Raw genomic sequence first — 20,823 nt, 5'->3', positions numbered from 1 at the left:
ATACGTTCAACTGTGCTGTGTCGCAACGGAATTGCTGGATCAGCAGATACGGGCGCAGCCGTACGGACCGTGATGTGAGACCTGGGTGGCCACCGTGACCGACGGACAATCAAGGAGCGCGGGAAAGGGCCCTGGCGGGGCCAACTCGGCGCTGGCGGTCGCTCTCAAGGAAGCCGGTTGCTCCTACGCCTCCCTCGCCCTCAGGGTCAACGAACTGGGCCGCCGCCAGGGCGTGGACTCCAACTACGACAAGGCGTCGGTCACCCGCTGGCTCCAGGGGCAGCAACCACGCGGCACCACACCGGAGTTGATCGCCGCCGTGCTCTCCGGGCGGCTCGGCCGCGCCGTGTCGCCCGCGGACCTCGGCTTCCCCTCCGATCAGCGGCGCCCGGTCTCGGGCCGGGCCCTGGTCTACGGCGAAGACGTGGCGGAAACCCTGCACACCCTGGCCGAACTGGGCTCCACCGACATCTCCCGCCGCAGCCTCCTCGGCTCGGTGCCCTTCGTCGCCGCCGCGCTGACGAACCCCCAACGCCAATGGCTGCTGTGGCTGTTGGAGCAGCAGGATGCCTTCCGCCCTACGGCGGTGACGAGCGGCGGGCCGGTCGAGCAGGTACACGCGATGATCGCCATGTTCGACCAGATGGACAACCACTACGGCGGTGGCGGGGTGCGCACCAGCATCGTGCACTACCTCTCCACCGAGGTCGTCCCCATGCTCCAGCGCCGCGGCACCCCGCCACAGCTGCAACGGCAGTTGTACGCCGCGGCCGCGCGCCTCGCAGCGATGGCCGGCTGGAGCTCGTACGACGCGGGGGAGTACGGGCTCGCGGAGCGGTACATGATCCAGGGGCTGCGCCTGTGCGCCGAAGGGCGCGACCGGGTGCTGGGCGGCCAGATCCTGGCCGGGCTCTCCCATCTCGCCACCAACCTCGGCCGCCCCGACGAGGGGGTGGCACTGGCCCGGGCCGGAGTCGCCACCGCGAAGGGGGCGGGCAGCCCGCTCGGACTGATGCGCCTGTACGCCATGGCGGCACGCGGACATGCCGCGCAGGGGCACTCGTGCGAGGCCTCGGAGGCGCTGCGCCTGGCGGAAGGGCAACTGGACACGAGCCGGGGCCCCGACCAGGAATCCGTCTGGGTGCGCTACCTCGACCACCACTATCTCCAGGCCGAGGCCGCCCTGTGCTTCCGTGACCTGGGGCTCGCCGCCCAGGCCGAACGTACGGCGAGCGAGTCGCTGAGCGCGAACGCCGACCGGCGCAGACGCCAGGCCATCAGCCGCTCGGTGCTCGCGACCGCGCATCTCCAGCAGGACCGGCTCGACGAGGCCGTCGGTACGGCCACCGAAGCGCTGGACACCCTCAGTACCGTGCACAGTGAACGGTCGATCCAGGCCCTGCGCGACTTCCGTACCCGTTTGGAGCCACGCCGCCACGAGCCGATGGTGCAGGAGTTCGAGCGCAGGTCCCGTGCGGTGCTGGGGGCGGTCGCATGACGGGGAGTGCGGCGGTCGGTCCGGTGGGTGACTTAGCGGGAGCGGTCGCTGAGACGGGAGCGGTCCCCGAGATGGATGTGGCGCCTGAGGCGGGAGCGGTCGCTGAGACGGGTGTGGCGCCTGAGGCGGGAGCGCTCCGCGAGACGGATGTGGCCCCTGAGACGCGAAGGGTTCCTGAGGCAGGAACGGTCTGCTCAGTAGCCGTCCGGCGAGGGTGCGTTCTGGGCGCGGTCGACGGGGAGGTGCGCTCCGGAAATACCGCTCGACCAGTCGGACAGCAGAAACGCCACCACCCGGGCGACCTCCTCCGGAGCGACCGGCGCTCCGCTCGGAAGCTCCGTCGCCACGAATCCCGCGTACGCCTCGGGGTCCTCCCGGCGCATCCGGTCCCAGCGCCTGCCCGGGATGAGCATCGATCCGGGGGAGACGGCGTTCACCCGGATTCCGTCCGTCCCCAGTTCACGGGCGAGCGAGGCGGCCAACTGGATCTGGGCGGACTTCGCCACCCCGTACTGGACGGGCGGCCCCGGCTTCCAGCCGGAGATCGACGAGATCACCACGACGGATCCGCCCCCAGCGGCCCGCAGATGCGGCACCGCGGCCCGGACGAGGCGCGCGGCATGGCCGACGTTCACCTCCCAGGTCGCCGCCCAGTCCTCGGCGTCCGTCTCCTCGAAGCGGCCGCCGCGCGAACCGCCCGCACAGGCCACCACCCCGTCGAGCCCGCCGAAACGATTCGCCATGGCCGCGACGAACTCCTCCAGGCGCTCCGGCTCGGTGACGTCGAGCGCCTGGGTGAACAGCGGGGAGTCCAGCGATGCCGCCAGCGCCGCCAGATCGCCCGCGCCGCGCGCGCAGGTCGCCACCCGGGCCCCTTCGGCCGCGAGCAGCCGCACGATCTGTTCGCCCAGACCCCGCGTTCCACCGGTGACCAGGACGCGCTTGCCGCGCACCCCCGACCACCCGGTGGGATCGCCTGGGCGCACCGGCGTCCGGCTCCCGCTCACGTTCCTCACCTGATCGAACATACATCCCATGCCACTACGTGCCTGCAACCGGACAACCCCGATACCCCCTGGTCGGCGGGGGGCCGTGCCCTGTTGGCTGCACGGGCAGCCATCGAGCACATCCCCCACCGCGCTGCGATGAAGGAGGACCGATGACGGCATCCAGGGCTCATCGCCGCGGGCCGTCGCCCACACCGCAGCACGACGCCGCCGTGCTGCCCAGGACGCACCCCAGCCTGGTGCGGACCACGGTCCCCGCCCAACCCTCGCGCGCGGCCGGCGTGCGGGACATGGTCGCCGAGCACCTCACCCCTCTGCGCCTGCCCTCCGAGTGCCTCGACAACGCTGTCCTCGCCACGGACGAGCTGTTCGCCAACGCGGTCAGACACGGCAGTCCCGGCCCCCGCGACACGATCACCGTCACCCTGGAACACCTCGGGCACGAGCTGCGTGTGACGGTCGCCGACCGTTCGTCCGCACTGCCGCGAGCACGCGACACGGGCGGCGCCGAGGAGTCGGGACGCGGACTGGCCATCGTGGCCGCTCTGACGGACGACTGGGGCATCGCACCGGCCGACCCCGGCACCACGGGCAAGAAGGTGTGGTTCACCCTGGCGCTCCGGGGCATGCCATGAAGCGATCACCGGGGCACTTGACGGTCGGCGCGCGGGTGGAGCCGGACGGAGCGCCGGTGGAGCCGGACGGAGCGCCGGTGGAGCCGGACGGAGCGCCGGTGGAGCCAGTGCCCGCGTCGCCGGGGATCCTCCCGGCACTCGCCGCCGCGCTCGCCCGGGAACTCTCGCGCCGGGCCGACGAGGAGCGGCACCTGATGCGGCAGGCGCGGACGAACCCCACCCCACAGGTCCGGCGCGGCCTCGTCGAATGCCGCAGGACCAATGCCGACGCCCTCGGGACGATCGTCCGCCGACACGGCTGGCCGACCGCGGACCTGGTCGGCGCGCCGGCCTCGACCGCGGCCCTGATGATCCTGCTGCACGCCCCGGACCTCGACTTCCAGCTCCGCTGCCGCGACCTGATCGCCCTGGCCACCGCGGACGGCCGCTGCCCCGGTCCGCACCACGCCTACATCGCCGATCACTGCGCGGTCGAACTGGGCCAGCCCCAGTTCTACGGCACCCGGGTCGACCCCGCGACCTTGCGCCCGTATCCGATCCGACGGCCCGAGACCCTCGAGGAGCGGCGCCGCGACGTCGGCCTCGGCCCCCTCGACGAGCAGATGCGGGCGCTGCGCCGCGGCGCCTGAGAACGTGATGTGCAGCACGCACGGAAATGTCCTCGCAACGGCGGGGACACGGGTTCTGGCTGGGCACGGCTTGATCGCCGATCCAGGCGGGCGAAAACGCTGGCCACGGTGCGTTCCGCCCATTTGACACCCCGTTGAGGGCCCCGATAGGAAACAGCTCTCTGAGGTGGAGAGGTGGACCGTGCACGAACCGAACGTGGTCGGGGACTGGCAGGAGTACGACGAGCACGCCGGCCTGCGCGTCCGCGTCCACGGGGTGGAGCGGGCGGAGCCGCCGCGGGGACGCGACGACGCCGCCGAAGGGCTGACGTACTTCCGGTGCCGGGTGACCGTCGAGAACCGTGGTGGCGAGCACTTCGGCATCCATCTCGAGGACGGCCAGATGGACATCCGGGTCGGCCCCGACGGCGAGAGCGCCTTCCTGGACTGGCGGAACTCCCAGTTCATCGAGGGCTACGACGTCTACCCCCTGCGCCGGGCCACCGCGGTCCTCTTCGCCGCGGGCCCCGACGCCTCCCTGCCCCGGGTGGACATCCAGATCCAGCTGAAGGTCGACGACGAGTGGACCGACCGGTACCTGTGGGTCGGCGGCATCGACCTCTACGAGGGTTCGGTCGACGCCGCCGCCCGCTCCGACTCGGCGCGGGACAGCCTCGCCTGTCAGGTGAGCAACTTCCTGCGGGGGAAGCGGGATCGTGACCCGCTCCCGGGGTCACTGATCAGGCCGTACGGCGTTCCGTCGTCCAGTGGAGCAGGCCCAGCACCGGCAGGGCGGCGCCCAGGACGGTGACCGCGGTCCAGCCGGCCGCGTGGTAGGCGATCGAGCCGAGCTGGGAGCCGAGCGCGCCGCCGACGAAGAAGATCGCGATGAACGCGCTGTTGAGGCGGGCGCGGGCGTTCGGGTCGAGCTGGTAGATGGTGTGCTGGCCGAGGATCAGGGTGGACTGTACGGCCGTGTCGATCAGGATCGCGGCCAGGGCGATCAGGGTGATGTGGGACTGACCGAAGCCCGCGAGCGCGAAGGCCAGGGCCGCGACGGCGAAGGCGATCCCGGTCATGGGACGGACGAGCCCGCGGTCGGCCCAGTGACCGGCCAACGGGGCGACGGCCGCACCGGCCGCGCCGACGAGCGCGAAGAGGCCGACACCGATGGGGGAGTAGTGGAAGTGGGGGCCGGTCAGGACGTACGACACGGTGGTCCAGAACGCGCTGAACGCACCGAACATCGCCGCCTGGTAGAGACCCCGGCGCAGCAACACGGGGTGGCGGCTTACCAGTTGGAGCGTGGAGCGCAGGACATGGGCGTACGGAATGGTCGTGGTCGGCGCGTGCTGCGGCAGGGCCGCGCGCAGGGCCAGGGCCAGCAGGGCCATCAGGACGGCGGAGCCGAGGTACACCACCCGCCAGCCCGCCACGTCGGAGACCAGGCTGCTGAGGGTGCGGGAGAGCAGGATGCCGGTGAGCAGGCCGCTCATCACCCTTCCGACGATCCGGCCACGGGCGTGGTCGGGGGCGAGGCTCGCCGCGAAGGGGATCAGTATCTGGGCGACGACCGAGGTGCCTCCGCTGATCAGGGAGGCGATCAGCAGCATGGGGAAGTTGGTGGCGAGACCCGCGGCGACCAGGGCGAGCGTGGTGACCGTCAGGAGCACGCTGATCAGTCCGCGCTTCTCCAGCCGGTCGCCGAGCGGGACCAGGAAGAGCATGCCCAGGACATAGCCGATCTGGGTGAGGGTGATGAGTCCGCCGGCGGCCGCCGTGCCGACATGGAACACGTCGCGCAGCGAGGACAGCAGGGGCTGGGCGTAGTACAGGTTGGCGACCGTCATGCCGGAGGCGACGGCGAAGAGGGCGACCAGCCAGCCCGGCACGCCGTGCTCCGCCTGCGCGGTGGCGGACTGGCCCGGTGACTTGAGGACGGGGGACTTGGACACGGACACCTTCTCGGGAAGGGAACCGGTGGGAGCGGTTCGGGAAACGCTGGGTGGTGGTCGAGCGGCCTCGTTGCCGCTCGCACGGTTTCCTCAGCGCCCGTGGAGCCTCCGTGCTTCCTCTGCCGTGGCGATGATTTCGAATGTCAGTCATCTCCGAACGAGATGGGCGGAAACTCCGTGAACACACCGATCGTCGAGGACGGGTGGGAATCGGCGACGTGAGGTGCACGGCCGCCGTCCGTCCGGCCCGGTCCCGTCGCTGTACCTCGGACACCACGGACGTGGAGCGGCAGGCCGTCGCGGCGGTGCAGCCGTGGCCGGCATGGCCGGACGGCCACGGCGGGCGGCCGGAGGAGTACTGCCGCTGGACCGTGTGGCCGCTGTGGCTCGACCGCCCCCGTGACCCCCTCCTGGCGCTCGTGCCGGCGGAACCGTTTCACCGGGCGCCGTGTCCTCCTTCGCGGAAGGTGGTTCCACGCCGCGGAACCATCTGCGAAGGGGGATGGCCATGGGGCAGGTACGCGAGGGGGCACGGTTAGGGGCTTGGGCCGTCGCCGGGGTCATCGGCCTGGCGGTGTTGTACGTGATCGGGGCGTTCGCCTTCGGCGCCGCGGGGTGGATCACCGCCCCGTTCCGCGGTGAGGCGGCCAAGCGCGAGAACACCGTCGGCTCGGGCGAGTTCCGGCAGACCACGTACGAGGAGTTCTTCGATCTGTGCGAGGCCGTGCAGAACGCCGAAGGGACGATCCAGGTGCTCCAGGACGAGCGGAAGACCGCTTCGGAGACTCGCACGACGCAGATCGACCAGTCGATCACCGCGCTGAAGGCCAGTCGGATCGAGTCGGTCAACGACTACAACTCGAAGGCCGCCCAGGAGCACCGCGCACCCTTCCGTGACAAGGATCTGCCGTACCGGCTGGATGCCAGCGCCGAGCGCACGACGTGCACCAACTGATCCCCATCTCATCCCGGGAAGAGGGCAGCACCGCATGAAGAACTTCGTACGCATGGGCCTGGCCACCGTCGTCGCGCTCGTCCTGGGCCTTGCCCTGACGTCCTGCACCGAGGACTCCAGCCAGGACAAGGAGAACAAGGCCAAGCAGGACACCTACGACCACCTCGTGGCCCAGCAGCCGGCGGGCCGCATGGAGTACTCGCCGACCCGCGAAGCGATCAACCAGTGGATCAAGACGTGGGGGAAGCGGGGCAAACTCTCGTACGTCTACATCCAGAACGCCAACGGCGAGTACGGGTACTTCATCATGAAGGGACTGCCGGTGCCGCGTTGCAAGATGCTCACTCCGACGGAGAGGGTGGAGTCCTACTCCAACGGCGTCGCGGTTCTCTCGCAGCCCGGCATGGACGGCACGTACACGACGGGTTCCACCTGCAACGCCTACTACGGTTTCGACGCCACGACGGGCGCGTACATGGAGTTCACGGTCGGCACGAACCAGTCGTTCTTCCTGTTCGACAAGCCCATGACGATGCCGGAGTACGCCAGCGCCAAGCAGTTGGGGCCGACCTCGGTGAAGGACGTCGAGAAGCAACCTTGAGCGGTCGGGGGGAGTTTGTTCGCGGAGGCTGAGGGATTGAGACGAGGGACGATCCACTTCGTCCCTCCGTCTCCTCTCACGCCACACCCGTCAGGCCATGTGCCGCAGCAGGGCCGCGACCGCCGGGGGCGCCTCCCCGCGTGGCTGGACCACCATGACCTTCCAGCTCGGCGCGTGCCGGTCGAACCGGTGCTTGTCCAGGTCGGGGAAGCGGTCGGCGATCGAGATGGGCATGACGCACACACCGAGGTCGGCGCGGACGAGTTCGGACGCCGCGACGATGTCGTTCACCTCGAAGGTCGACTCGCGCTCGACGGTGGCGGCACGGAACGCCCGGTCGACGGCGAGGCGGATCGCCCAGCCGGGCGTGAAGTCCACCAGCGGCAGCCGGGCCGCTTCGGCCAGCGTGACCCTCCCGTCGGGCCCGGTCCCGCCCAGGACCCGGCCCGGCGCGGACACCAGCACCATCTCCTCCCGGGCGAGCAGCCGGGTCACAAGACCGCGCTGCTGCTGACGGTCGAGGGCGACCACCGCCAGATCCACCGTGCCCTCGCGCAACGCCTGGCGGATGTCGGTCACGGCCCCCTGCCGCAGCCGCACCGCCACTCCCGGGTGCTCCGCGCGCAGCGCGGCCAGCGGGCGGTGCAGGTCGGCCCACACCCCCTGCATGGTGCCGACCGTCACCCGTCCGCGCAGCTGTCCCCGGGCGGCGTCGACCGCCGACCGCGCCTGTTCGGCGGCCCGCAACGTCGCCCGCGCTGCCGGTAGGAAGGCCTCGCCCGCCGGAGTCAGCGACACCCGGTGCGTGGTGCGGTCGAACAGCGGGGTCCCGAGCTCCCGCTCCAGTGCGCGCACGGTGCTCGACACGGCGGACTGCACCACGTGCAGCCGCTGCGCCGCGGCGGTGAACCCGCCCTCCTCGGCCACCGCGACGACGACCTCCATCTGCCGCAGATCCATGTCCTCTCCCGATGCCCCGGTCCATCTCTCACAGAGATGGTGTTCCTTCTGGGTTATCACAGAACGGGGCGGGGCCGCCTCCCGGCGTGGTGCGGGGTCAGGGGGTGGGGGGTGCGGGGGTGACGAGGCCGGTCTGGTAGGCGATGACGACGAGTTGGGCGCGGTCGCGGGCGCCGAGTTTGGTCATGGCGCGGTGGATGTGGGTGCGGACGGTGAGGGGGCTGACGGTGAGTTGGTCGGCGATGTCGTTGTTGGAGTGGCCTTCGGCGGCGAGGGCCATGACTTCGCGTTCGCGGGCGGTGAGGGGGGTGAGGGCTTCGGGGGGGGCGAGGGGGGCGTTGGGGGTGGGGGTGGTGAGGAAGCGGGTGATGAGGGTGCGGGTGGCTTGGGGGGAGAGGAGGGTGTCGCCGGCGGCGACGGTGCGGATGGCGTCCAGGAGGGCGTCCGCGCCGACGTCTTTGCCGAGGAAGCCGCTGGCTCCGGCGCGCAGGGCCTGGGCGACGTATTCGTCGATTTCGAAGGTGGTGAGGATGAGGACACGGGTGGTGTCGAGGTCGGGGTCGGCGCAGATGGTGGCGGTGGCGGTGAGGCCGTCGGTGTGCGGCATGCGGATGTCCATGAGGACGATGTCGGGTTTGTGGATGCGGGCGAGGTCGACGGCTTCTTTGCCGTTGGTGGCTTCGTCGACGACTTCGAGGTCGGGGCAGGAGTCGATCAGGATGCGGAAGGTCGCCCGGAGCAGGGCCTGGTCGTCGGCGAGCAGCACACTGATGGTCATGGGGTGCGGTCCTCTTCCGGGGTGGGGGTGTACAGCGGCAGATCCGTGGTGACCTCGAAGCCGCCCCCGGCCCGGTGATCGGCCCTGAGCCCGCCGCCCACGGACAGGGCGCGCTCACGCATGCCGATGAGACCGAACCCGTGGCCCGGGGCCGGAGCGGCGGTCACCGTGCTCGCCCCCTCGTCGGTGACCGTGATGGTCAGCCGGTTGTGGGAGTAGACGAGCCGCACGTGTGCGCTGTCCGAGGCGGCGTGCTTGGTGACGTTGGTCAGCGCCTCCTGGATGATGCGGAAGGCGGTCAGGTCCACTCCCGGTGACAGCGGGCGCGCCGCGCCCGCGGTGGTGACGTCGACCTTGAGCCCGGCGGTCGCGAACGCGGCCGTGAGTTCCGGGAGCCGGTCCAGGCCCGGGGAGGGTTCCAGCGGCGCGTCGGGGTCGTTGGTCTGGCGCAGCAGCCCGACGGTGGCCTTGAGTTCGCGCAGCGCCGACGCGGTGGTGCCGGCGAGGTCGTCGAGGATTCTCTGCACCTGCTGGGGATGGGTGCGCTGGAGATGGGCGGCCGTCCCGGCCTGCGCGTTGGCCAGTGCGAGGTGGTGGGCGACGACGTCGTGCAGCTCACGGGCGATGCGCATGCGCTCCTCGGCCACCCGGTGCCGCGCCTCCTCCTCACGGGTGCGCTCGGCGATCTCCGCGCGGGCGTGCACGGCCTCCAGGTAGTCGGCCCGCAGCCGGGTCGCGGTGCCCCAGGCGATGGGCACCAGCACCCAGAAGACGGGGCCGACCGTCGCGAGGACGAGGGACAGCGGATGGTGAGGGGAGTCGACGACCAGCGCGGTGGTGACCAGCAGCGCGGCGGTGCCGGCCAGACCGATGCGCCCGGTCCTGCGGTCGGTGTGGACGGCCAGCCAGTACAGGGCGGCCATCAGCGGTGCCAGCAGCAGGGGAGTGACCAGATAGCCCAGGGCGTTGGCGGCGTTGGCGGCGGCCGCGGTCACCGCCACCACGGTGAGCGGGTACCTGCGGTGCCACAGCAGGGCCAGGGCCCCGAAGCCGCCCAGGAGAATGCCGGGCCACGGGGTGAGGTGCCGGCCGCTGGGTTCCGCGCTGGTCCAGGTGCTGCCGAGAGCGGCGGCGGCGAACAGCAGCAGAACGACCGTCACCCGCATGACGCGGGGATGGTCCTTGGCGAACCGCTGCCGGCTGGTGTTCATCGGGAGGGTTTTCTGTCGGGTGCTGTGGCCATGGTGAACCTTCTCAGCTTGCCTGAGCAGGGGTGTCCCGTCGTCATGCGCCGGCCGACTCTCCCGGCTACTGAGAACGCAGTAGCAAACGACCGGTATGTCCTACCTGAGCATGACGAGCGGTCCGGCGTGCATGTCTGCCGCACGCGGGGGACACGGGTGCCGGACAGGCTCTAGTCGTCGGTCACCAGGATGAGGTCGAGGAAACGGTTCAGCGGTTCGATGATGTCGAGGCGCTGGTTGAGCAGCCACTGCGCCTGCAGGCCGTTGAGTACCGCTTGGAAAAGGGTCGCCGCACTGTCCGGACCGAGGCCCTCCCGCAGCTTCCCCTCCGTCTCCAGCTCCCGCAGGCGGCGCGTGACATGGGTGCGGCTGCGCTCGTACCGCTCGACGAAGTAACCGTGCGCGGGGTGGTCCGGCCGCGAGGCGGCCGCCGCCAGCTCCAGCCACAGACGCATCAGCTCGGGGGTCTTCTGGTGGCGCACCAGCAGAGTGCCGAGGTAGGGCGCGAGCGCTTCCAGGCCGTCGACCTCGGCCACGCCCTCCTCCCACTCCTCGGTGTCGCGCTGGGCGAGCACCTCGGCGAGCAGCTCGTCCTTGCTGCGGAAGTGGTGCAGGAGACCGGCGTGGGTGATGCCGGCCCGCTCGGCGATGTCGCGGAGAGAGGCCCGGGCGTATCCGCGCTCGGCGAAGCTGTCGCGTGCCGCGCGCACGATCTCCGCTCGTCGGGCCGGTGTCTTCGCGTACGGTCCACGTGCCTTCCCCTGATCCACCAGCGCATCGTAGCGCTGTGTGAGCGCTTGCTACGGGGACGGCATCAACCCGGTCCGCGCGGCGAGGCTTCGGTGACGAACGCCAGTCACGAACGCCAGTGACGAACTCCGGCTCATGAACTCCGGTCACGAACTCGGGACGCGCACCTCCGGCGTCCGCTTCGGAGTCGGTGTGCTCTGCGCGGTCCTTGTCCGCATCCGCGACCGGCGCGTCCGCGCCTTGCCCGGCGAAACTCGATCGGAGGGGCTCGGCCTATGTCCGCCTCCCAGAACTTACTTGAGTCAGGCAAGTAGTGCTACCGCCTATGCCTGCACCAGTGCCACAGGCATCCGCCTCGTCCGACGTGGTCGAGATCGCGCGAGCCCTCCAGCGCATCTCCTACCTGAACAGCCGGGTCCGGCAGCACGATCGCCTGATGGCCATGGCGGGACTGCGGCTGGACCGTGCCGCCGTGGCGCTGCTGCGGCAGATGGCCGACTCCGATCCCATGCGCCCCGGTGAGCTGGCGGCCCGGTTGGGGGTGGAGGCGTCCCACATCACCCGGCAGGTGCAGCAACTGCAGAAGGCGGGCTATGTGAGCCGCGTGCCGGACCCGGACGACCGGCGGGCCCAGCGCATCGAGCTGACGCCGGCCGGCCGGGACGCGATCGACCGGATCCGCGCGACGAGCTCGCGAGGCGTGCAGAGGGCGTTGGTGGAGTGGGCACCGGCGGAGCTGCAGCGCCTCGCGACGCTGTTCCACGGGATGGTCCACGACTTCCTCGCGCATGCCACCGAGAACGAGGAGAGCGAGGGTCGGGCCGGGGTGGCAGGGCCCTCGGGTGGTGTGGGAGAGGTTCGGGATGGGGTGGCCGGGGGTGGAGGGGTGACGTGGTCGGAGTGATGGTGCGGAGGTATCGCCCTTGAGGGGGAGGGGTGTGGTCGCTCGTGGAGGGGGCCCGTGTGAACTCCAGCCCCTGGGTGGGCGCGGCGTCGATGTGGTGAGCGCCTGGTCGTCCGTCCGCGCGACCCGGCCGGCAGGTCGGCGGCCGTCATTCGGACGTTCTGACGCACCGACCGGCGAGGTCGACCGTGTGAGGTCGTGACGTCGTGATGCTCCAGCTCCGCACGAATGGTCGTTCCAGGGACGGAAACATGAGTGAGAAGCGGTCGCCGGCTCGCGGCGACGGACCACACGTGCTGGTCGTCGTCGAGGACGCCGAGACCACCGAACTGCTCGCGACGACCATGGAGTTGGCGGGCTATCGGGTCAGTACGGTGAGCACCGGCGCCGAGGCCATGGTGCGCCTCGTCGAGGACCGCTTCGACCTGGTCGTCCTCGACGTGACCCTGCCCGATCTGCAGGGCCTCTCCCGCGGGAGCCGCTTCACGCCCGCCGATCGCCCCCCGGTGCTCTTCCTGACCGCCTATCAGACCCTGGGTCGACTCGTCCCCGAACTCGGTGCCGGCAGGGAGGACCACGTCACCAAGCCGTTCCGGATCGCCGAGGTCCTCGCGCGGGCCGAGGTGCTGCTGCGCGACCGGGGTCCCGAACGGGAACGGGAAGGACCGTCCTACGGAGACCTGGTCCTGGACGACGACACCTGTCAGGCGTGGCGCGGCCGACGGGAGATCGACCTCACCCCCGCGGAATACCGACTGTTGCGGCATCTGCTGGTCAACGCCGAGCGGGTGCTGTCCAAGGAGCAGATCTGCCGTCATGTGGGGGGCGAGGGTCGCGCCGACAACGCGATCGAGAAGCTCGTCTCCCGTCTGCGCCACAAGGTGGACCGGGAAGGTCCCGGGCTGATCCACACCCGCAGGGGCTTCGGGTACTGGCTTGGCCACTGACCTCGCCCGGGGTGGTGATCTGCGTCAGTTGCCGCTGGCCCATTGGACGACCCGGTAGTGAGGCCTGGCGTCCGTCGGTACGGTCATGGGAACCCCCTGATCCTCCGGCACAGTGGCGAGAACCATACTCTCCGAAAGGGAGAATGGAACTCCCCAGCGGGAGAGTCAGGGGGACGAACCCGTGTTACGCGGAGGCGGACCTGCCCGCCGTGGCCGGAACGCCCGAGATGCCGCCCAGACAGAACTGCCAGACCTCCTCGGAGGTCACCGGGTGGGCGTGGCTGTCGGCGGGGACGCCGTGGGCCTGCGAGGCGAACATGACCGTCTGCATGACGAGAGCGGCCTGACGGCGGGGTTTCCCGCCGGAGATGACACCGGCCTCGGCGGCCTGCTCGATGATCTCGGTGAAGACCGTGAGCAGCGGGATGTGGGCGGTCGCCACCTGCTCGGGGTGCTTGACCAGCAGTTGCAGCGCGAAGTCGTTGAACAGCGGGCGCTGGACGCCGGGGCTGGGATGCGACTGTTCGTAGAGCGTCTCGACGGCGATCCGCAGGCGCTGCAGCGGGTCGCTCTCGGTGGCGGCCGCCTCACGGACCTTGGCGGCGCCCACCGAGAGGGCGTCCTCGAACAGGGCGAGGAGCAGCTCGTGCTTGCCGTCGAAGTGCTGGTAGAAACTGCGCAGGGACTGCTTCGAGCGGTTGACGACCTCCTGGACGGTGAAGTCGGTCGTGCCCTTCTCGACGATCAACTCCTGTGCCGAGTCCAGGAAGCGCTGCACGCGTTGCTCGGCGCGAAGCTTCGCGGCGCGGGTCGATCGCTCTACGGCGCGCTGGCGCCATGCGGGCTCTTCGGAGACTGCGGTCACTTGCAGAACGATACTCCACTTCAGTGGGAACAAGTTGCGGCGCCCTACCGAATCGCGCATCGCAGAATACGAGACTCTCTCTTGCATTCACTGAGAATGATATTCTCAGTGAATGCATCTGGGATGGCAGGCGAAGCAGCGCCCCGACGCGATCGCGGTCATCGAGAGCGGCGGCAGGACCGTCACGTACGCCGAGCTCGACGCACGGTCCCGGCAGTTGGCGGCGGCGCTCGACCTCAAGCCGGGGGACGCCATCGCGATCCGTATGCCCAGCGGCGCGGCCTTCCTGGAAGTCGCCCGGGCCGCCCAGCGCTCCGGCCACCTCTACACGCCGGTCAACACCCACCTCCTCCCCGCCGAGGTCGAGGAGATGGCGCAGGGCGAGCTGCTCATCATCGAGGAGGTGTACGAGCGCCTGCTCGCGGCGCCCGGTAGGCGGGAGTTCGAGGAGTGCGAGGGGCGCGAGCTCCCCGTCTCGGGAGGGACCACCGGGCGGGGCGCCCCAAGGCCGTGCGCAAGCAGCTCACCGCGGGCCCGATGGGCGATACGGGTCGGTGATCCCGGCCGAGACGATGCCCTGGCTCGCGCGGCTCGGCGTGACGGTCGTGACACAGCCGCACTTTCCCGTGGAGCGGGGACGGGAGTACGCGACCGATGTGGACCCGGACGACCAGGCCCACCTGTACCGCTGCCGGTCCCTGGCCGAGGCGGGGATTCCGCTCGCCGCCGGGACCGACGCGCCGTACGGGAGTGCCGACCCCTGGGCGGTGATGCGGGCGGCCTTCGAGCGGTCCGGTGGCGAGGCGCCGGCCCGGCGCGCGGCGTTGGACCTGTTCACGGGAGAGCCCCGACACCCGTCCCGGGTACGGCGGTTGGCGGTCGGATCGGTCGCCGACCTGTGCCTCCTCCACGTACCGCTGAAGGAAGCCCTCGAGCTCATGTCCGCCGACGTCGTACGCGCGACGTTCGTCGGCGGGCGGCGGATCACGCCGCCGGAGTGAACACCCGGGCCACTAGACGCTGTACCCGCCGTCCACCCCCAGCGCCTGCCCGGTGATGAAACCGGCTCGGTCCGAGGCCAGGAACGCCACCGCCTCCGCGATGTCCTTCGCCTCGCCGAAACGCCGCAGCGGGATGTTGCGCCGGGTGATGTCCAGGGCCGCCGTGTCGAGTTCGCCGGAGCTGATCAGACGGGCGGCGATGCCGTCGGTCAGCATGCCGGGGCCGACGCAGTTCACGCGGACCCCGTAGCGGCCCTCCTCGGCGGCCAGCGCCCGCGCCACCGCCTCGACCGCCCCCTTCGTACCCGACGACAGCCCGTCGCGCACGGGGAACCGGCGGGTGGCCACGGTGGTGACGGCGACGATGGAGCCCCGCGTCTCCCGCAGCCGGGGCAGCGCGGGATGGACGAGGTTGAAGAACGCCACCGCGTCCGCGTCGAGTTGGGCCCGGTACTGACTCGGCGTCACCTTGCTGAGGTGCACCATCGGCACATGCGGGCCCGCCGCGTACACCAGCGTGTGCAGGCCCCCGAAGGCGTCGGACGCCTCGGCGACCGCCTCCGCCGTGGCCCGCTCGTCGCCCAGGTCGAGGCGCAGCGCGAGGACTTGGCGCCCGTACGCCTTCACCTCGGTCGCCAGGGCGTCGGCCCCGGCCTGGCTGGAGCGGTACGTGAACGCCACGTCGCTGCCGCGCTCGGCCAGCATGCGTACGACGGCCGCGCCGATGCCGCCGGTGCCGCCCGCGACGAACGCGACGCCGGTCCTGCTGGAGAAGTCCGCCATGCTGCTCACAGTCCCAGGGATTTGGCGATGATGACCTTCATGACCTCGCTCGTACCGGCGTAGATGCGGGTGATGCGCGCATCCGCGTACAGCCGGGCGATGGGGTACTCCAGGATGTACCCGTACCCCCCGAAGAGTTGCAGACAGCGGTCGACCGCGCGTGCCTGCATCTCCGTGCAGAACAGTTTGACCTTGGCCGCGTCCGCGCCGGAGAGGTCGCCGTCGACGAGCTCGCGCACCGCGCGGTCGAGCATCGTCTGCGCGGCCTCGATCTCGGAGGCCACCGCGGCGAGTTCGAACTTCGTGTTCTGGAAGGAGGCGACCGGAGTCCCGATGACCTGCCGCTCCTTGACGTACTCGAGGGTCGTCTCGAGTGCCGCCTTCGCCTGCGCGACCGAGCCGACCGTCCGGGGCGGCGACTTCGCCCGGCGCTGCGACGACGTGGTGGGCGGCCTCGCGGCCCACTTCGTCTGGCTCAACCGGGGCAAGGAGTCGGTGGCCCTCGACCTCAAGTCCTCGGCCGGGATGGCGGTGCTGCGCCGACTGCTCGACCGCGCCGACGTCCTGGTCTCCCACCTCGCGCCCGGCGCGACCGCGAGACTCGGCATCGCCCCGGCCGACCTGGCCGTGAGTCGTCCCGGGCTCATCGCGGTGGAGATCGACGGGTACGGGTCCGGCGGGCCGCTCTCCCACAAGCGCGCCTACGACCTGCTGGTCCAGGCCGAGTCGGGAGCGTGCGCGACCACGGGCCGACCGGGCGCGCCGGCCAAGGCGGGACCGCCGATGGCCGATGTGAGCACCGGCCTGTACGCCGCCCTGTCGATCACGGCGCTGTTCTGCGGGAAGGAGCGCGGCCGGGTGCGGGGGCCCACGTCCGCCGCGGTCAGCCTGTTCGACACCATGACGGAGTTGATGGGCTATTCGCTGACCTACACCCGGCACACGGGCGTGGACCAGGAGCCGAAGGGCATGGGCTCGCCCGCGGTGGCGCCGTACGGTGCCTGTCCCACGGCCGACGGTCACACCGTCGTCCTCGGCACGACCAACGACGGCGAGTGGCAGCGGCTCGCGCGTGAGCTGCTCGGCCGCCCGGACCTGGCGGACGACGAGCGCTTGCGGAGCAACTCCGGCCGGGTCGCGCACAGCGAGGTCCACGACGCGGAGATCGGCGCCTGGTGCGCGCGTCATGATCTGGCGTACGTCCAGGACCGTGCGGATGCCGCGGGGATAGGGAACTCCCGCTACAACACCCCGAGCGAGGTCGTCGCGCACCCGCATCTGACGGCCCGCGACCGCTGGCGCGAGATCGACACGCCGGGCGGTCCGGTGCCTGCGCTGCTGCCACCCCCGGTCGTCTCCGCTACGAGCAGCCGATGGGGTCGATCCCGGCTCTCGGCGAACACACCGCGGCCGTCCTCGCCGAGCTGGGGATCGGCGCCGACGGGGAGTCGCTGTGAGCGAGGAGCCGGTGCTGCTCCGCGACGACTCGGGCGGCGTACGGACGTTGACGCTGAACCGTCCGCACCGCAGGAACGCGATCGACGAGGAGTTGTGGCGCGCCCTGCGGGACGCGCTCACGGACGCGGGGGAACGATCGGTCCGTACGGGCACTCGTGCTGACCGGGGCCGGTGGCGCGTTCTGCTCCGGCGCGGACATCTCGGGGGACTCAGTGCCGCGCACCCCATGTACCGGATGCGCACCCTGAGCGAAGTGACCCTGCTGCTGCACGAGTTGCCCGTCCCGAGCGTCGCCAGGGCCAGCGGGGCGGCGGTGGGCGCGGGCTGGAACCTGGCGCTCGGGTGCGATCTGGTGGTTGCCACCCCGGAATCGAGGTTCTCGCAGATCTTCGCGCGGCGCGGGCTGTCCCTCGACTGCGAGGAGTGCGAACGCGACGGCCCTGCGTGAGCGTGTGCGACCTGTCCTAGCGGTCCGCGGCCGGGTTGCCCTCGACCCACTGGATGAGGAGCTGGCGTACGTACGGGTTGCCCTCCTGTGCCGAGTGCGCCAGGCGCTCGGCGCTCGCGCGTGCCGCCCGCCAGGCCACCGGGGTGTCCTCGGTGTGCGCGGTGTCGGCGGCGGCCAGCGCGTCGGCCGCCAGGCCCCGGAGATCCTCGGCGAGGTCGTCGTGCGCCGCGGCCCGGTACGCCTCCAGGCGCAGTGCCGTCAGTTCCTCGGCGGTGGGCGCGGGCCGCGCCGGGGGCTGGGCGTAGCCGCTGACCGCGATGACCACGCAGAAGGTCGCCACGTCCCGGCGGCTCTCCCGCTGTCCCCGCGCGATGGCGGGTCCGAGCCAGGCGGCGGCCTTCCAGTGGGCCACGGTGGTGGCCGCGAGGAGGGAGACGGTGAGCGCGGTAAGAGGAATCCAGCCACCGAGGAAGTAGCCGATCGGGCCGAGCACGAGCAGGCAGGCCCCGCTGAGCATCCAGATGCGACGGCGGCCGATTCTGAGGTGTCGGGGCTCCATGCCCTTCAGTGTCGCAGGGGCGCGCAGGGAGCGGTGAGGCGGCGCGGGATTCTCGAAGCGCGCCGCCCGACGCCGGGGAGCGGAGTCGTGCGGCCCGGTTGCCCACCCGGGTCGCACGCCCGGCGCTAACGTGGCGGACATGCGCCGTGGGAACTGGCTCGGAACCGTCGTGACGGCAGCCGTGGTGGCCCTCACCGCGGGGTGCGGGGGTGCCTCGGGGACACCCGCCGCGTCCGCGGCACCGACGCCGGGCGCCTCGAGGGCGATCGCGGTGACGAGCCCGGCCTTCGGGGACGGCGGCACCGTCCCACGCCGTTTCACCTGCGACGGTGCGAACGTGTCCCCGCCGCTGCGTCTCTCCGGTGTGCCGGGTGGCGCGGCCGAGCTGGTCGTGCTGGCCGAGGACCCGGACGCCGCGTCCGGCACCTTCGTGCACTGGCTCATGTGGGGCGTCGACCCGCACGAGACGACGCTGGGTGCGGGCGCCGTCCCGAAGGGCGCCGTGCAGGGCCGCAACGGCTTCGGGCAGCGCCGCTACGGCGGTCCCTGCCCGCCCGCCGGCAAACCCCACCACTACGTCTTCTCGGTCCTCGCCGCCGACGTGAGGCTGCACCTTCCCGGGGACGCCACTGTCGACGCCGTACGGCGTGCGCTGGCCGGTCACACCGTGGGCTCCGGCACCCTGGTCGGGCGCTACGGACGTACGGGCTGAATGGCCGGAGATCGCCCTGCCCAAGCGTGACGGGCGTACATACGATGCGGTCGATCCCGGCCTTCACAGCTCCTTCACAGGGCGGGGTCGCACAGGCATGTGCTTGACATGTCCATGCTTCAACGATCCGCGCTTGATCCAACGCACTGGTCTGCGACGGCGCCGCACGTCCGCGTGAGGCGCCGCACCCCCAATTCACGGTGGCACACGTTCCGTGCCGCCGTAGACACCAACGCAACGGATTGGAGCACCATGGCTGGTGGGCTGCTTCTGGGTGGCGCGATAGCCGCCCTGTTCGCCACCGCACTACCGGGTCCGGACCCGTCCTCCGGGATCGTCGACCCGCCCCCGGACAAGATCGTCATCAAGGTCGCCACCGTGAACGGCTCCGGCTGCCCGCAGGGAACCGCCGCCGTCGCGGTCTCCCCCGACAACACGGCCTTCACGGTCACCTACAGCGACTACCTCGCCCAGGTCGGAGGCAACTCCGACCCCACCGCCTTCCGCAAGAACTGCCAGCTCAACCTGATCGTCCACGTGCCGCAGGGCTTCACGTACGCCATCGCCAGCGCGGACTACCGCGGCTTCGCCGCACTCCAGTCGGGCGCGAGCAGCACCGAGAAGGCCTCGTACTACTTCCAGGGCTCGTCGAGCACGGCGGCCATCACCCACCCCTTCCGCGGCCCCTACAACGACAACTGGCAGTCCACGGACGTCACCGACTGGGCCCAACTGGTGTGGGCACCCTGTGGTGTCCAGCGGAACTTCAACATCAACACCGAGCTGCGTGTCAACGCGGGCACGTCCACGCCCGGCAGCAGCAGTTTCATGACCATGGACTCCACGGACGGTGACATCAGCACCATCTACCACCTCGCCTGGAAGGAGTGTCCCGCCTCCTGACCCCCCGCTCCGTCGGCACGACCTTGACCGGCTCCGCCGCATCGGAGCCGGTCAAGTGGAGCCGGCGAGCTGGGTGGCCGGGTAGGCGGGTAGTCGGGTAGCCGGGCGAGCTAGGGAAGCAGTCGTTCGATGGCTGTGGGTCCGTCCTCCCGCAGCCTGCGCTCGGCCCAGGCGAGGTTCTTCGGACTGAGGTCGCGACCCGCGGCGAGCACCATGTCCTCGGCGGTCACGGGGCCTTCGGAGCCGGTGTGCAGCAGCGTGTCGGGGGTCGCCCTGTCGTCGGACGGTGAGGACGAATCGGGCTGGCTTGTTGGCATGATCTCTCCCTCTTCCACCTGACCTGTTCTCACGCTACGGGCATTCCGCACACCCCGCGCGACACGCCCTGTGCGGACGCTGTTCAGGGAGGGTTCGGGGTGCCCGCGCCCCATTCGGACGTACAACGATGTCGGTCGTCGGTCGCGGAGGTGATGGTGGAAGCACTCGCACCCCTGCGACTGATCGGAGCACGTAATGCGTATTCGTCTGATGGCCGCCGCCGGGCTGGCAGGTGTGGCCCTGCTGGCCACCGCCGGGACCGCCGCCGCCGACCCCAACCCGGTCGGTGTCGCCGCGAACAGTCCTGGTGTCCTGTCCGGCAACGTCATCCAGATCCCCCTCGACCTCGGCCTCAACCTCTGCGGCAACTCCCTCGACCTGCTGAGTCTGCTGAACCCGGCGACGGGGAACACCTGCACGAACAGCTGAACCGGCTGACCGCCGCGCCGGGCAGGTCTTTCCCTGCCCGGCGGACGGCCACCGTTTCCCGGTGGACGGCCGTCTTTTCCTGGCGGACGGCGATCGGTTTGAGCGGGTGGTCTCGTGCCCTGGCGGACGACTGCCGGTCCTGGCGGACGGCCGTCGCGTCGGCGCACGGTCGCCGGTCCCTGGCGGACGGCTACCTGTTCTGGCGGACGGCTGCCGGATGTGGTGGACGGGGACCGGTTCTGGCGGACGGTTCCGGCTTCGGCGCCGGGTCGCCGGTCCTGGCGGAGGTCCTGGCGGACGGCCCGGCTATGGCGCACGGTCGTCGGTCTTGGCGAACCGATGCCGGAGGCCGGCCGGCCATCGGTCCTGGCGGACGATCATCGGCTTCGGCGTGTGTCGTCGGTCTTGGCGGACGGCTGCCCGTTTTGGCGGACGGTCGCCGGTTATGGCGAACGGCTGTCGGACATGGTGGACGGCCACCGGACCTGGCGGACGGCTACGGCTA

General features: G+C 71.0%; 23 protein-coding genes and 3 pseudogenes. 15 read left to right on the top strand and 11 right to left on the bottom strand.

The annotated features are described in order from the left end of the window. Positions 1-85: 85 nt before the first annotated feature. Positions 86-1,498 carry an NsdA family TPR-like regulatory protein gene (locus AAFF41_RS05390; RefSeq protein WP_343323576.1) on the top strand — a complete coding sequence of 471 codons (1,413 nt, stop codon included), beginning with the start codon at positions 86-88 and terminating at the stop codon, positions 1,496-1,498. 194 nt (positions 1,499-1,692) lie between these two features. On the opposite strand, the gene AAFF41_RS05385 is transcribed toward AAFF41_RS05390, so the two are convergent. Continuing rightward, entirely contained in the window at positions 1,693-2,505 is an 813-nt protein-coding gene (locus AAFF41_RS05385; protein WP_343323575.1) for an SDR family NAD(P)-dependent oxidoreductase, read from the bottom strand. A 152-nt stretch (positions 2,506-2,657) separates the two neighbouring features. Between AAFF41_RS05385 and AAFF41_RS05380 the strand changes: the two genes are divergently transcribed. The 3 genes from AAFF41_RS05380 to AAFF41_RS05370 all read left to right on the top strand — a co-directional run bounded on the left by AAFF41_RS05380 (position 2,658) and on the right by AAFF41_RS05370 (position 4,559). Next, on the top strand, positions 2,658-3,140 hold the full coding sequence (locus tag AAFF41_RS05380) for an ATP-binding protein (protein WP_319754426.1): 483 nt from the start codon (positions 2,658-2,660) through the stop codon (positions 3,138-3,140). Beyond that, positions 3,137-3,769 (top strand): DUF6624 domain-containing protein, encoded by a 633-nt coding sequence (locus AAFF41_RS05375; protein ID WP_343323574.1) that lies wholly within the window; start codon positions 3,137-3,139, stop codon positions 3,767-3,769. The genes AAFF41_RS05380 and AAFF41_RS05375 overlap by 4 nt, the downstream gene beginning before the upstream one ends. Positions 3,770-3,950: 181 nt before the next feature. After that, a complete protein-coding gene (locus AAFF41_RS05370; RefSeq protein WP_343323573.1) occupies positions 3,951-4,559 on the top strand; it encodes a hypothetical protein in 609 nt (202 codons plus the stop codon). Here the strand turns inward: AAFF41_RS05370 and AAFF41_RS05365 are convergent. Next, entirely contained in the window at positions 4,489-5,640 is a 1,152-nt protein-coding gene (locus AAFF41_RS05365) for an MFS transporter (RefSeq protein WP_319754436.1), read from the bottom strand. The genes AAFF41_RS05370 and AAFF41_RS05365 overlap by 71 nt on opposite strands. Before the next feature lie 565 nt (positions 5,641-6,205). Between AAFF41_RS05365 and AAFF41_RS05360 the strand changes: the two genes are divergently transcribed. Together AAFF41_RS05360 and AAFF41_RS05355 are read left to right on the top strand one after the other, a co-directional pair. Next, entirely contained in the window at positions 6,206-6,658 is a 453-nt protein-coding gene (locus tag AAFF41_RS05360; RefSeq protein WP_343323572.1) for a hypothetical protein, read from the top strand. Positions 6,659-6,692: 34 nt separating this feature from the next. Further along, the gene (locus AAFF41_RS05355; protein ID WP_319751588.1) at positions 6,693-7,259 is read left to right on the top strand and encodes a hypothetical protein; all 567 of its coding nucleotides are present in this window, start codon (positions 6,693-6,695) and stop codon (positions 7,257-7,259) included. Positions 7,260-7,349: 90 nt separating this feature from the next. On the opposite strand, the gene AAFF41_RS05350 is transcribed toward AAFF41_RS05355, so the two are convergent. The 4 genes from AAFF41_RS05350 to AAFF41_RS05335 all read right to left on the bottom strand — a co-directional run bounded on the left by AAFF41_RS05350 (position 7,350) and on the right by AAFF41_RS05335 (position 11,011). Further along, positions 7,350-8,219, bottom strand: a complete 870-nt coding sequence (locus AAFF41_RS05350; protein WP_319751589.1) for a LysR family transcriptional regulator — start codon at positions 8,217-8,219, stop codon at positions 7,350-7,352. A 97-nt stretch (positions 8,220-8,316) separates the two neighbouring features. Then, positions 8,317-8,997 carry a response regulator transcription factor gene (locus AAFF41_RS05345; protein WP_319751590.1) on the bottom strand — a complete coding sequence of 227 codons (681 nt, stop codon included), beginning with the start codon at positions 8,995-8,997 and terminating at the stop codon, positions 8,317-8,319. After that, positions 8,994-10,208 (bottom strand): sensor histidine kinase, encoded by a 1,215-nt coding sequence (locus AAFF41_RS05340; RefSeq protein ID WP_343323571.1) that lies wholly within the window; start codon positions 10,206-10,208, stop codon positions 8,994-8,996. Before AAFF41_RS05340 ends, AAFF41_RS05345 begins: the two co-directional genes overlap by 4 nt. Before the next feature lie 203 nt (positions 10,209-10,411). After that, the gene (locus AAFF41_RS05335) at positions 10,412-11,011 is read right to left on the bottom strand and encodes a TetR/AcrR family transcriptional regulator (RefSeq protein WP_319751593.1); all 600 of its coding nucleotides are present in this window, start codon (positions 11,009-11,011) and stop codon (positions 10,412-10,414) included. 305 nt (positions 11,012-11,316) lie between these two features. Here AAFF41_RS05335 and AAFF41_RS05330 point away from each other — a divergent pair, with 305 nt between their 5' ends. Together AAFF41_RS05330 and AAFF41_RS05325 are read left to right on the top strand one after the other, a co-directional pair. Then, the gene (locus AAFF41_RS05330) at positions 11,317-11,895 is read left to right on the top strand and encodes a MarR family winged helix-turn-helix transcriptional regulator (protein ID WP_319751594.1); all 579 of its coding nucleotides are present in this window, start codon (positions 11,317-11,319) and stop codon (positions 11,893-11,895) included. Positions 11,896-12,146: 251 nt separating this feature from the next. Further along, positions 12,147-12,842, top strand: a complete 696-nt coding sequence (locus AAFF41_RS05325; RefSeq protein WP_343323570.1) for a response regulator transcription factor — start codon at positions 12,147-12,149, stop codon at positions 12,840-12,842. A gap of 184 nt (positions 12,843-13,026) precedes the next feature. Here the strand turns inward: AAFF41_RS05325 and AAFF41_RS05320 are convergent, their stop codons facing one another. Then, on the bottom strand, positions 13,027-13,707 hold the full coding sequence (locus AAFF41_RS05320; protein ID WP_319751596.1) for a TetR/AcrR family transcriptional regulator: 681 nt from the start codon (positions 13,705-13,707) through the stop codon (positions 13,027-13,029). A 112-nt stretch (positions 13,708-13,819) separates the two neighbouring features. Here AAFF41_RS05320 and AAFF41_RS51485 point away from each other — a divergent pair. Together AAFF41_RS51485 and AAFF41_RS51480 are read left to right on the top strand one after the other, a co-directional pair. Continuing rightward, positions 13,820-14,023, top strand: a pseudogene (locus AAFF41_RS51485) (AMP-binding protein); the annotation flags it as partial. 232 nt (positions 14,024-14,255) lie between these two features. Continuing rightward, positions 14,256-14,708: pseudogene (locus AAFF41_RS51480) on the top strand (amidohydrolase family protein); the annotation flags it as partial. A 12-nt stretch (positions 14,709-14,720) separates the two neighbouring features. On the opposite strand, the gene AAFF41_RS05310 reads toward AAFF41_RS51480, so the two are convergent. Together AAFF41_RS05310 and AAFF41_RS05305 are read right to left on the bottom strand one after the other, a co-directional pair. Then, positions 14,721-15,491, bottom strand: a complete 771-nt coding sequence (locus AAFF41_RS05310; RefSeq protein ID WP_319751599.1) for an SDR family NAD(P)-dependent oxidoreductase — start codon at positions 15,489-15,491, stop codon at positions 14,721-14,723. 5 nt (positions 15,492-15,496) lie between these two features. Then, positions 15,497-15,895: pseudogene (locus AAFF41_RS05305) on the bottom strand (acyl-CoA dehydrogenase family protein); the annotation flags it as partial. Here AAFF41_RS05305 and AAFF41_RS05300 point away from each other — a divergent pair. Continuing rightward, entirely contained in the window at positions 15,825-17,111 is a 1,287-nt protein-coding gene (locus AAFF41_RS05300) for a CaiB/BaiF CoA transferase family protein (RefSeq protein WP_343323568.1), read from the top strand. The pseudogene AAFF41_RS05305 and the gene AAFF41_RS05300 overlap by 71 nt on opposite strands. A gap of 73 nt (positions 17,112-17,184) precedes the next feature. Further along, complete coding sequence (locus AAFF41_RS05295; protein WP_343323567.1) at positions 17,185-17,397, top strand: enoyl-CoA hydratase/isomerase family protein; 213 nt, start codon at positions 17,185-17,187, stop codon at positions 17,395-17,397. A gap of 16 nt (positions 17,398-17,413) precedes the next feature. Here AAFF41_RS05295 and AAFF41_RS05290 read toward each other — a convergent pair whose 3' ends face one another. After that, positions 17,414-17,956, bottom strand: a complete 543-nt coding sequence (locus AAFF41_RS05290) for a hypothetical protein (protein ID WP_319751604.1) — start codon at positions 17,954-17,956, stop codon at positions 17,414-17,416. A 139-nt stretch (positions 17,957-18,095) separates the two neighbouring features. Here AAFF41_RS05290 and AAFF41_RS05285 point away from each other — a divergent pair, with 139 nt between their 5' ends. Both AAFF41_RS05285 and AAFF41_RS05280 read left to right on the top strand, forming a co-directional pair. Continuing rightward, complete coding sequence (locus AAFF41_RS05285; RefSeq protein ID WP_319751605.1) at positions 18,096-18,668, top strand: YbhB/YbcL family Raf kinase inhibitor-like protein; 573 nt, start codon at positions 18,096-18,098, stop codon at positions 18,666-18,668. Between the two features lie 252 nt (positions 18,669-18,920). Continuing rightward, the gene (locus AAFF41_RS05280; RefSeq protein WP_099924705.1) at positions 18,921-19,571 is read left to right on the top strand and encodes a DUF4360 domain-containing protein; all 651 of its coding nucleotides are present in this window, start codon (positions 18,921-18,923) and stop codon (positions 19,569-19,571) included. Between the two features lie 110 nt (positions 19,572-19,681). On the opposite strand, the gene AAFF41_RS05275 is transcribed toward AAFF41_RS05280, so the two are convergent. After that, complete coding sequence (locus tag AAFF41_RS05275) at positions 19,682-19,888, bottom strand: hypothetical protein (RefSeq protein ID WP_095856636.1); 207 nt, start codon at positions 19,886-19,888, stop codon at positions 19,682-19,684. A gap of 196 nt (positions 19,889-20,084) precedes the next feature. On the opposite strand from AAFF41_RS05275, the gene AAFF41_RS05270 reads away from it, so the two are divergent. After that, complete coding sequence (locus tag AAFF41_RS05270) at positions 20,085-20,318, top strand: chaplin (protein WP_319751606.1); 234 nt, start codon at positions 20,085-20,087, stop codon at positions 20,316-20,318. Positions 20,319-20,823: the final 505 nt, after the last annotated feature.

Source organism: Streptomyces mirabilis, from assembly GCF_039503195.1.
GTDB classification, from domain to species: Bacteria; Actinomycetota; Actinomycetes; order Streptomycetales; family Streptomycetaceae; genus Streptomyces; species Streptomyces mirabilis_D.
This window is presented reverse-complemented; position numbering and strand designations above follow the sequence as displayed.

Bases quoted from the DNA above. Each gene is read 5' to 3' on its own strand.
- AAFF41_RS05280 (WP_099924705.1), top strand. From the start codon at position 18,921: ATGGCTGGTGGGCTGCTTCTGGGTGGCGCGATAGCCGCCCTGTTCGCC.
- AAFF41_RS05290 (WP_319751604.1), bottom strand. From the start codon at position 17,956: ATGGAGCCCCGACACCTCAGAATCGGCCGCCGTCGCATCTGGATGCTC.
- AAFF41_RS05275 (WP_095856636.1), bottom strand. From the start codon at position 19,888: ATGCCAACAAGCCAGCCCGATTCGTCCTCACCGTCCGACGACAGGGCG.
- AAFF41_RS05285 (WP_319751605.1), top strand. From the start codon at position 18,096: ATGCGCCGTGGGAACTGGCTCGGAACCGTCGTGACGGCAGCCGTGGTG.
- AAFF41_RS05270 (WP_319751606.1), top strand. From the start codon at position 20,085: ATGCGTATTCGTCTGATGGCCGCCGCCGGGCTGGCAGGTGTGGCCCTG.
- AAFF41_RS05360 (WP_343323572.1), top strand. From the start codon at position 6,206: ATGGCCATGGGGCAGGTACGCGAGGGGGCACGGTTAGGGGCTTGGGCC.
- AAFF41_RS05295 (WP_343323567.1), top strand. From the start codon at position 17,185: ATGCGCACCCTGAGCGAAGTGACCCTGCTGCTGCACGAGTTGCCCGTC.
- AAFF41_RS05345 (WP_319751590.1), bottom strand. From the start codon at position 8,997: ATGACCATCAGTGTGCTGCTCGCCGACGACCAGGCCCTGCTCCGGGCG.
- AAFF41_RS05355 (WP_319751588.1), top strand. From the start codon at position 6,693: ATGAAGAACTTCGTACGCATGGGCCTGGCCACCGTCGTCGCGCTCGTC.
- AAFF41_RS05375 (WP_343323574.1), top strand. From the start codon at position 3,137: ATGAAGCGATCACCGGGGCACTTGACGGTCGGCGCGCGGGTGGAGCCG.
- AAFF41_RS05340 (WP_343323571.1), bottom strand. From the start codon at position 10,208: ATGAACACCAGCCGGCAGCGGTTCGCCAAGGACCATCCCCGCGTCATG.
- AAFF41_RS05350 (WP_319751589.1), bottom strand. From the start codon at position 8,219: ATGGATCTGCGGCAGATGGAGGTCGTCGTCGCGGTGGCCGAGGAGGGC.
- AAFF41_RS05330 (WP_319751594.1), top strand. From the start codon at position 11,317: ATGCCTGCACCAGTGCCACAGGCATCCGCCTCGTCCGACGTGGTCGAG.
- AAFF41_RS05325 (WP_343323570.1), top strand. From the start codon at position 12,147: ATGAGTGAGAAGCGGTCGCCGGCTCGCGGCGACGGACCACACGTGCTG.
- AAFF41_RS05300 (WP_343323568.1), top strand. From the start codon at position 15,825: ATGACCTGCCGCTCCTTGACGTACTCGAGGGTCGTCTCGAGTGCCGCC.
- AAFF41_RS05310 (WP_319751599.1), bottom strand. From the start codon at position 15,491: ATGGCGGACTTCTCCAGCAGGACCGGCGTCGCGTTCGTCGCGGGCGGC.
- AAFF41_RS05380 (WP_319754426.1), top strand. From the start codon at position 2,658: ATGACGGCATCCAGGGCTCATCGCCGCGGGCCGTCGCCCACACCGCAG.